6 protein-coding genes are annotated in these 8,568 nt (G+C 63.8%); 3 read left to right on the top strand and 3 right to left on the bottom strand.

Going from position 1 to position 8,568, the window contains the following annotated elements; translation table 11 throughout:
* Positions 1-199: 199 nt before the first annotated feature.
* Positions 200-1,087, bottom strand: coding sequence for a D-hexose-6-phosphate mutarotase (locus tag EHS19_RS05440; RefSeq protein ID WP_151916771.1), 888 nt, complete (start codon positions 1,085-1,087; stop codon positions 200-202).
* Positions 1,088-1,286: 199 nt separating this feature from the next.
* On the bottom strand, positions 1,287-2,732 hold the full coding sequence (locus EHS19_RS05435) for a polysaccharide deacetylase family protein (RefSeq protein ID WP_151916770.1): 1,446 nt from the start codon (positions 2,730-2,732) through the stop codon (positions 1,287-1,289).
* A gap of 782 nt (positions 2,733-3,514) precedes the next feature.
* On the opposite strand from EHS19_RS05435, the gene EHS19_RS05430 reads away from it, so the two are divergent.
* Complete coding sequence (locus EHS19_RS05430) at positions 3,515-5,428, top strand: hypothetical protein (RefSeq protein ID WP_151916769.1); 1,914 nt, start codon at positions 3,515-3,517, stop codon at positions 5,426-5,428.
* 29 nt (positions 5,429-5,457) lie between these two features.
* On the opposite strand, the gene EHS19_RS05425 is transcribed toward EHS19_RS05430, so the two are convergent.
* A complete protein-coding gene (locus EHS19_RS05425; protein ID WP_151916768.1) occupies positions 5,458-6,360 on the bottom strand; it encodes a hypothetical protein in 903 nt (300 codons plus the stop codon).
* A gap of 13 nt (positions 6,361-6,373) precedes the next feature.
* On the opposite strand from EHS19_RS05425, the gene EHS19_RS05420 reads away from it, so the two are divergent.
* A complete protein-coding gene (locus tag EHS19_RS05420) occupies positions 6,374-6,709 on the top strand; it encodes a hypothetical protein (RefSeq protein ID WP_151916767.1) in 336 nt (111 codons plus the stop codon).
* A gap of 741 nt (positions 6,710-7,450) precedes the next feature.
* A complete protein-coding gene (locus tag EHS19_RS05415) occupies positions 7,451-8,551 on the top strand; it encodes a CPBP family intramembrane glutamic endopeptidase (protein WP_175578327.1) in 1,101 nt (366 codons plus the stop codon).
* Positions 8,552-8,568: the final 17 nt, after the last annotated feature.

Raw genomic sequence — 8,568 nt, 5'->3', positions numbered from 1 at the left:
GGGGTGCGGGTTCGGTCACAGGGAGCGGGGCGCGCCCTGTGACCGGGGTCTGGAATCGTTGAAATATCAAGGGTTTTGAGGGATGGTCACGGGGAGCGGGTCGCGCCCTGTGACCACACCCGTCGGCGTCCACGCCTGCGCGCGTCGAATCTGCTCCCGCTACAGCACCCCTGCACAGCACCCCGCTTACAGCACCCCGCTACAGCACGGCCACGGCGAGCGTCTCGCCGAGCGTATACGACTCGCCGGGCGCGAGCGTCACCTCGTGCTCGCGGCATACGGCCGACTCGACGCACACGAAGTTCCGCCATTCGCCTTCGCTCATATCGCCGATCGCATTGCCGTCCTTCTCGCCGGGATTCCACGTGACGGTCTGCGGCGAGCCCTCACGCGTGATCTCGATGGCGCGTCCAAGCACCGGATCCTCCAGACGCAGCGCCCCGCTCGACTCGTACACGCGATCGATCGGACCCGGGTAGGTGACGGCCTCATCGGCCTGTTCGCGCGGCTCGAATCCATGCACCGCATCAAGGTAATGCGCGCCGTGCAGCCCCAGCAGCCGCGCCTGCGCCACATCGCCGACGTGCAGATACGCGTGCAGCGCCGCCTCGAAACGCCACGCCGCGTCACCCGTGTTGCGCACGGTAAGCCGCATGGTCAGCGTGCTGCCCACCTGCGCCTCGAACGTCGCCTCGAACTTGGGCAGCCCCGCAGCCGTGTCGATGTCATAATGGTCCGCCCAGACGCGCAGCACGCTCTCGTCCACATCGGCATCGCTGAGCGTGAACCGCGCCAGCCGGTCGGTCGAGCCGGTCTCGTCGAAATGCCATGCGGCCAGCCGCGTCACGCCATGCTTCGGTTTGAGTCCGGCCGCCTGCCCATGCGCATAGCCGGGGCCGAACCACGGGAAGATCACCGGAACGCCGCCTCGAATAGCGGCATCACGTCCCAGATACACGGCCCTTGGCATCCAGACCACGGGCGCGTTGCCCGCCGGCGTCCATTCGATCAGATGCGCGCCATGGTCGCTGATCAGCGCGCGGCCGTCAGGATTGGCGATGTTGCGGATTGCAATGGTTTCACTCATATCGCACAGTATAAACCCGCGCATAGCGCACGGCTGGCGCTGGGCCTGATTCGGCTTGGCTGGCTGTGCTTGGTTTGCTTGGTTTTGCTTGGTTTGTTTTGTTTGATTATTAGTGTTGTGCGATTCGATGCCGCCTGATTGCTGCTTGGCATCTCCTCGTCGGTCGCCTACACGGCTTCGACGTTGCCTCGGTCTCGCCCTAGGCGGCGTTGCCGTCGCTGGTTTCGGTGGCATCGTCGCTTGACGTGCCCTCGCTTGACGTGCCCTCACTCGACGTGCCCTCCGACGTACCGTCGCCATCCGCCGCACCATCGCCGTCACCCGGCAGCCGCTGCCCGCTCATCTCGATCAGCTCGTCGATGGTCACGAACGTGAACCCCTGCTTCTTCAGCCCGTCGAGGATGCCGGGCAGTGCGTCGACGTCCTGCGAGCGGTCGCCGCCGCCGTCGTGCATCAGCACGATCGAGCCGTTGGTCGCATTGTCGAGCACGGCCTTGCGGATGGCATCCGCCCCGGGGCGTTTCCAATCGAGCGTGTCGATGTCCCACAGCACGTTCATGTCGATCAGGTCGCCGGCATCCTTCCACTGCTGTTCGCCGAACGCGCCGTAGGGGGAGCGCAGCACGCGCGTCTGCTTGCCGGTGGCGGCCTTGATGCTGGCGAATCCGCGGGTGATGTTGTCGCGCAGCTCATCGCGGCTCAGCGACGGCATGTATGGATGATCGTAGCTGTGGCTCGCCACCTGATGCCCGTCGGCGAGCATGCGGCGCTCAAGATCGGGCATCGCGTCGGAGGACTCGCCCACGTCGAAGAACGTGGCTTTGGCACCGCGTGATTTGAGGATGTCGAGCATCTTCGCGGTGTATTCGCTCGGTCCGTCATCGAACGTGAGCGCGATCACCTTGCGTCCCTCTGGACTGGGATTGATGCCGCGAACGGTGAAATCACGCGGTTTTACGGTGACCACCGTCGCCTTCTGATGTGATCGGCGTCCGGTGCGCAACTCCTTGACGCCGTCGCGGCCGCGTTGCGTGACGATCTGTATGCCGCCGCCGAGAATGTCGATGTCGGTGCCGTGGGGGATGGCGGTTTTGACGACATCGTACGGCTCGGTCGTGTCCTTGCCGTTGTCGGTGGTCAGCTTGGCCTGATCGCCGACCAGCGTATCCGCGTAGCGTTCCGGCTTCACGGGGCGACCGTTGAGCGTGACCGCGATCGGTCTGCCTCCGTCCTGATCGAGCACGGTGCCGTCGACGGCGAGCAGACGGCCGGGTTTGCGGCGGAATCCATCGTGATCGTCGAGCAGGGTCTGCACGGTCGTGTCCACGTTGACCGACATGCCGGTGCCGTCCACGCGCACGGTGATCGGCCGCCAGTGGTACTGCCACATGTAGACGAGCGTCATGGCGAGCGCGGCGATCAGGATGGTCGGCACGAGGACCGCGGCGGCGGTCAGCCACGGGCGGCGGCGCTGCTGCACGGCGTAGGGGCCGGCCTGATCGGCGTCCTCGCCGCCGTCGCTGGCGTTATCGTCGCTGTCGTTGCCGGCGGCGGCGCGCAGCTCGGCTTCAAGATCGTCCGTATAGGCCGCATTGTTCGGATCCGTGTTGGTTGGCTGGGCTTGTGGCCGTTCTTCCTTGCTCATACCTCAACTCTAGTGGATGAGTGCCCTGCTTGCAGGTTCCGTCGAGTCGAGTTTTCCCAGAATTCGTTTATTGCGGCGGCGCAGCGATGGTCGGTGTAATAGCGGTCAGGTATCGTTGATGATGGGATTATATGAGACGGAATCGCGGTGGGGACATGTCGCGATTCGGTGAGGAGTGCACGATGGCCGCCAAGTTCTGTGAGCGATGTGGAGCGCCGATCGCAGCCGGTGCCGCGTGGTGCACGCGATGCGGCGCGCCCGTTGCGGCGTCGAACGGTGTCCCGTCAGCCGGTGCGACATCAGTGGGAACGGCGTCGGCCGGTGCGGTGCCAGCCAGTGCGACGCCAAGCGTTCGCCCGGCAGTCGCTCGATCCTCGGCGGGCGAGGTCCCCCCGACCGGCGTTCCCGTGCCGCGTGCCCCTCAGTCAGGTGCCGCTGCGCCGATGCGACAGCCGATTCAACAACCGATACCGCAGCCTGCACAACAGCCGCACGCCCCGCTCCCGGCTCATGCTCCTTCGGCTATGCGGCATGATGTCGCTTCCACGCCAGCCGATGTCACGGCATCGCCTGCGGTGCCGTCATCTGCTGTGCCGCAGGCGGCGGGAGTGCAGATGGCGCGCCCCGCAGCGTTGCCTCCTGTGCAATCATCCCAGCCGATTCCTCCGGCTGCGGTTACCAGGCCGCCGCAGCCCCTCCGTAATGTCCCGATGCCGTCAAAGCCCGCCGAATTCGCACAATCCGTGCCGCCGCAATCTACGCAACCCATGCTGGCACAGCCGATGCCAGCGCAGCCTGTGCAGCCCATGCCGCCGCAGCCGATGCCAGCGCAGCCCGGTGCCGCGGTTCCTCCGACGGCGGCGACCACCATCACCGGCAATCCGGTGCCTCCGACTGAGCCGAATCCGCCCGAATCCGAATCGCGCGGCACCGATCCCAACGATTCCGGCAGCGCGCGCACACCCCAGCGCAAATCCAATCGCGGCCGCCTGATCGCCATCATCATCGCCGTGATCGTCGTCATCGCGCTGATCGCAGGCGGCGCGTTCTGGTGGTTCCGCATCCGGCCGAACAGCGGCGACAACGGCGATGCCGACGCCGCGCAATCGTCGCCAACCAAGCGCGACAACGACTCCGCCGCCAGCAGCGACAATGCCAGCGAGCCCGGCAACGGCTCGAAAACGACCATCGAACCGACGCACAGCAACGTCAGCAAGGTTTCGCTGGGCGACATCACGCTGTGCTCCGATGCCGTGAGCGACGGCGACTCATCGCGAACGATCGAGGCGTCCGAATGGATGTGGCACTCCGGCATGCTGGCCACCAGACCGAACCGGTGCGACTACAATGCCGAGGACGGGCCAGCGGACTCCTACGGCTACGGCATCTGGACGCCTCAGCTCGATATGCCGGTGGCCTGTACGCTCTCGCCGGTGCAAGAGGACGAGAAGATGACCGACACCACTCAGACCGGCCAGCGGATCGCGGCCACCTACGGCGACGATCCGGCCGTGTTCCTCATCTATAGGGTCACCGTCAAGGCGAAGGGCACCACGCCGCAGACCGATCATCTCTACGCGCAGCCCGTCACCGTGGCATCATCCGGCTGTACGCTGGGCAATCGCATCGAACTCGACAATCATGGAGGGAACGTGCATCTGCTGACCGCAACCGACGACAGGATAGCGGTCGTCGAGAGCTGGGAGGATTCGCAAGAGCGTGCCAACAGCAAAGGCGACAAGAAGGACGTCGATATCAATCATGCGATGGTCAGCGTGATCGACCGTGACGGCAAGCTGACGAAGGCGACCTACGATCAGGGCGTGAGCGAGAACGATGAACATTATTTCGATACGAAGCCGTTCTCTGTGGCGGGATATGCAGCGGCCGGACTGTACGTCGATCGCAGCGGCAGCGGCGACTTCACGTTCCATGATCTCGACTCCGACAAGGCGCTGTTCAAGCTGGGCGCACTATATTGCGGCGGCGGCAATTCCGAGTTTGACGATGACTGTGGGGTGGATGGCGTTTGGCGGCTTGGCTCCGATCGATTCCTGGTGGCCGACGGCACGGTCGGCCAAGGCGCGCGCTACTTCATTGTCGATTCTGCCGGCAAGGCCACGGCGGTGAAGAGCGGCATCGCGTTCGACAAGGACAAGTATGGGGAGAGCGCGGATTCCTTGCTGGGCGACTCCGAGCTCGTCCAGCTCAAGGATCGCTCGTTCGTGGTGGTGGGCGGACGCAACGTGCTCTACCATATGGATGTCAACGGGCGGTTCACGCCGATCATCGATCGTGATCGGTTGGCGAAGCTGCGTGATGGCGTCAACAGCGACATTCATGTCAATTATGTGACCGGTCAGATCTATCTGGAGACCACCGACGAGAATCTGGTGGTGGGGCTGGACGGCAAGTCCGTCGGCGAATACACATGGGAACCGGACGACTACTGGAATTATCCGACCGATTTCACGTCGCCGTTCGACCTGACCCAGCTTGATTGGGTGACGTGGACCGACGACGACGGCGTGCAGTACGTCACGCTCGGCGGCGATCCGAACGGCGACGGGCGGCCGGATTCGTCTGATTCCGATTCGTCCAGTTCGGATTCATCCGATGATTCATCTGACGATTCGTCATCGGATTCCTCTGATTCCAGTTCGTCCGATGATTCGTCGTCGGACTCCTCCGACTGACCTCTACAGCCTGTGTCGCAGGAGCAGGCTCAGTCGTTGATGGTGAACGTGGGCGAGATCTTCTCGACGAGCTTGTCGGCCTTGCTTCTCACGCTCTGCGAGTAGGTGATCGTCATGGTCACGGTACGCGAATCGGTCACGTACTCCTTGACATACATGATGATCGAGCCCTCCTTCCAGCTGCCCGCCACCATCGAGCCCTTCGCCGTGGCGAAGGAGACGTCGTCATGGTTCTTGAGCTCGGCGAGGGCGCTTTGCGGCGTCAACCCCGCAGGATTGTCGTCGGCGTCGATGCGGATGAGCATATCGGTATCCGTGTCGATCAGCTTGCGCACGGAGTCGCTCTGCTCGTCACGCCATTCGAATCCGCTCGGAATGTCGATCGAATAGCCGTACTCGTCGTTCGTATAGGTGCCGCTGAACGCTTCGCCGTCCAGCTCCCTGCTGGATGAGTCGCTTGAATCCGAGGAATTCGACGAATCCGAGGAATCCGAGGAATAATCATCCGATGTTGACCCGTATTGCGTGTCTCTCAGCGCAGCCTTAACGTCCTGTATGTCGGTTTCCAGCGTCTTCGCGTAGCCTCGCTGGTTGCGCAGTGCGTCCTGCGTGCTCTCGCGTTCGGAGTCGAGCGCTTCGACGCTGTCGGCGGAGCAGTTCGGTGTGGTGATGTTGTCGGGGACGTGCCCGAGGTCCTCCTTCAATCGCGAAAGCGTCGACGGGTCGGACACATCGTTGCTCGACGTCGAGTTGAGCAGCTCCCGCGCATCGCGCACGGTCTGCGCATAGTCGGATTGCACGTCGTAGATCTGACTTTTCACGTCGTTGCAGCGTTGCCGTGCCGCGTCGAGCTCCTTCTGACTGGCAGTGCGCCAGTAGATGATGCCGCCGGTGATCGCCGCTACGGCGAGGAGCAGAACGACGACGATCACGATATTGCGCACGGTGTGGCGCTGCGGTTGGATTGGCGCGGACAGCGGGTACGGCGAGTGCTTCCGGGGTGCCTCCGGAGTTTCTGGGACGCCGGGGACGGCTGATCTGACGGGTGCGGCCGGTGCTGCGGGTGATGCCGACACTCCAGCTGATGCCGGCCGCGTGAAGGTGCCGTCCAGCTGTGTCGCGTCGGATGCCGTTGACGGCACGATACCCGGCATGCCCGGCGCGGCTGGTCTTGGCGCGGAGACGGCTGGCGTTGGCGGTATGGCGGTCATCGGTATGGGCGTAGCCTGTGACATCGGCGGCATTGCGGCGGGCGGCTGTGGCATGGTGGTCTGTGGCTGAGTCGGCTGTGGCTGAGATGGCAGTGGCTGCCCGCATACGGCACAGAATCGGTCGTTTGGTGCCGCCGCCGTTCCGCAGGTTGGGCAGATGCGAGATGCTATCACGCCGTTCATGGCGATCCTTCCCCCGGTTTTTGATATATCCCCTTGTACTTCCCTGAGATCTGATGATACGCGTCAAGGGGACGCCTCATGTCACATGTCACGGCGTTGCGCTCCGATCCGCCGAGCCATGGTGTAGGCAATCACCCATGATGTAGGGAATTGCACATGATGTAGGCAATCGCCCATGATGCAGTAAAGCAAAACCGCGGAATTCCGCCAAATCGCAAAAACCGTTCCCTACACCATGGGGAAAACACAACACCATGGGCCGCATATCGCATGTCACCCGGCGCGGCTGTGTGAAGCGCGGTAGGCTGGAGTCATGAACGAGCGATCGTCGCAACCCGCCGCAGTTCCACCGCCGCCATTGCCGGGAGGGGGATCGGTGCCGACTGCGCCTCAATCTGCATATGCCGCAGCGGGGTCTGCGTCGCCGTCGCAGCCTGTGCAGTACAACTCGAATCAACACGCTTCCGCGCAACAGCGCCCTGCGCAATATGGCACTGAGCAACAACGCCCTGCGCAATACAACGTCAGCCAATACGGCAGCGCTGGTCAACACCCTGCCGCCGCGCAATACCAGGCCAGCCAATACGCCGCCAACCAATACGGTGCCGCCAGCCAGTACCATGCCGCGATGCAGGCTGCCGCGCAGCGCGCCGAGCGCCGCCGCGGCATCAAAACCACCGTCAACCGCGCGAGCCGGTTCGCGCTGATCTACATGATCGTCTTCATGGGCGCGTATCTGTTGTGCCAGCTGGCATTGGAGGCCATCGCGAAGCATATGATCGACACCGGCGGCGCAGGCTTCGGTCATGCGCTTGCGCTGCTCGCCATCATCAACGGCGAGGGACTGCTGTATCTGTTCGCGGTCGCCGTCGGGGTGATCGTGCTGATGCTCATGCGCGGCGGCATGGTGTGCTCGGCATCGCTGTGGCTGGGGGAGCGCGGCCGCGACGGCAGACGCACGGGTCGCCTGATGAAGCCCGCGTGGCTTGTGGTGTTCTTTGCGCTGGTGATCGGCGTGCAGGGTGTGCTGGAGATCACGCAGATCGTGCTCGCCATGTTCGGCATCCGATTCGTCTCGCTCACCGACGGCGCGCAGGGGCTTGCGGGGACGGTTCTCGCCGGTGGCGCTCCGCTCGGCGCATGGCATGCGGGTCTGGGTGGACCGGTCGACCCGAACTACTTCTCGCCGGTCGGCTCGTTCTTCGTGGGCGGCACCTGTTACGCATGGTTCCTCGCGCCGATCGTCGAGGAGATCGTGTTCCGCGGCGTGGTCATGGGCACGCTCAAGCCGTTGGGACGCAAATTCGCGATTCTCACGTCGGCGATCATGTTCGGTCTGTTCCATGATGATCTGGTGCAGGGGCTGTTCGCATTCGGCCTCGGCCTGATTCTCGGGTTCGTGGCGATGGAGTATTCGCTGCTGTGGTCGATCGCGCTTCACATGTTCAACAACGCGGTGCTTTCCGGTCTGTTCATCGACGTGTTCGCCAGCTCGCTCGGCGACGATGCGGTGGTGATCTGCATGCTGCTGCTTATGGTGGTCGGCATCGTTGGACTGATCGTGGTGTTCACGCGGTTCGGTTCGGGGTTGCGGCGCTATTCGCGCAAGCATCGCACGGCTGCCGGCACCTATGGCGCGGCGTGGACGAGCGGATGGTTCGTTGCATTCGTGGTCGTCAACGTGGCGCTCACCGTGGCGTTCGCCGTGCTGACCGCGATGGGATCGTAGTGCGGCGGGCCTCTGTG

The sequence above is a fragment of the Bifidobacterium jacchi genome (assembly GCF_009078285.1).
In the GTDB taxonomy this organism is placed as follows: Bacteria; Actinomycetota; Actinomycetes; order Actinomycetales; family Bifidobacteriaceae; genus Bifidobacterium; species Bifidobacterium jacchi.
Note: the sequence above shows the minus strand (reverse complement) of the source record. Positions and strands in the feature narration are given on the sequence as shown.

Excerpts from the sequence above, each read along its gene's own strand:
- EHS19_RS05440 (WP_151916771.1), bottom strand. The coding sequence starts at position 1,087 with ATGAGTGAAACCATTGCAATCCGCAACATCGCCAATCCTGACGGCCGC.
- EHS19_RS05435 (WP_151916770.1), bottom strand. The coding sequence starts at position 2,732 with ATGAGCAAGGAAGAACGGCCACAAGCCCAGCCAACCAACACGGATCCG.
- EHS19_RS05430 (WP_151916769.1), top strand. The coding sequence starts at position 3,515 with ATGCCAGCGCAGCCTGTGCAGCCCATGCCGCCGCAGCCGATGCCAGCG.
- EHS19_RS05415 (WP_175578327.1), top strand. The coding sequence starts at position 7,451 with ATGCAGGCTGCCGCGCAGCGCGCCGAGCGCCGCCGCGGCATCAAAACC.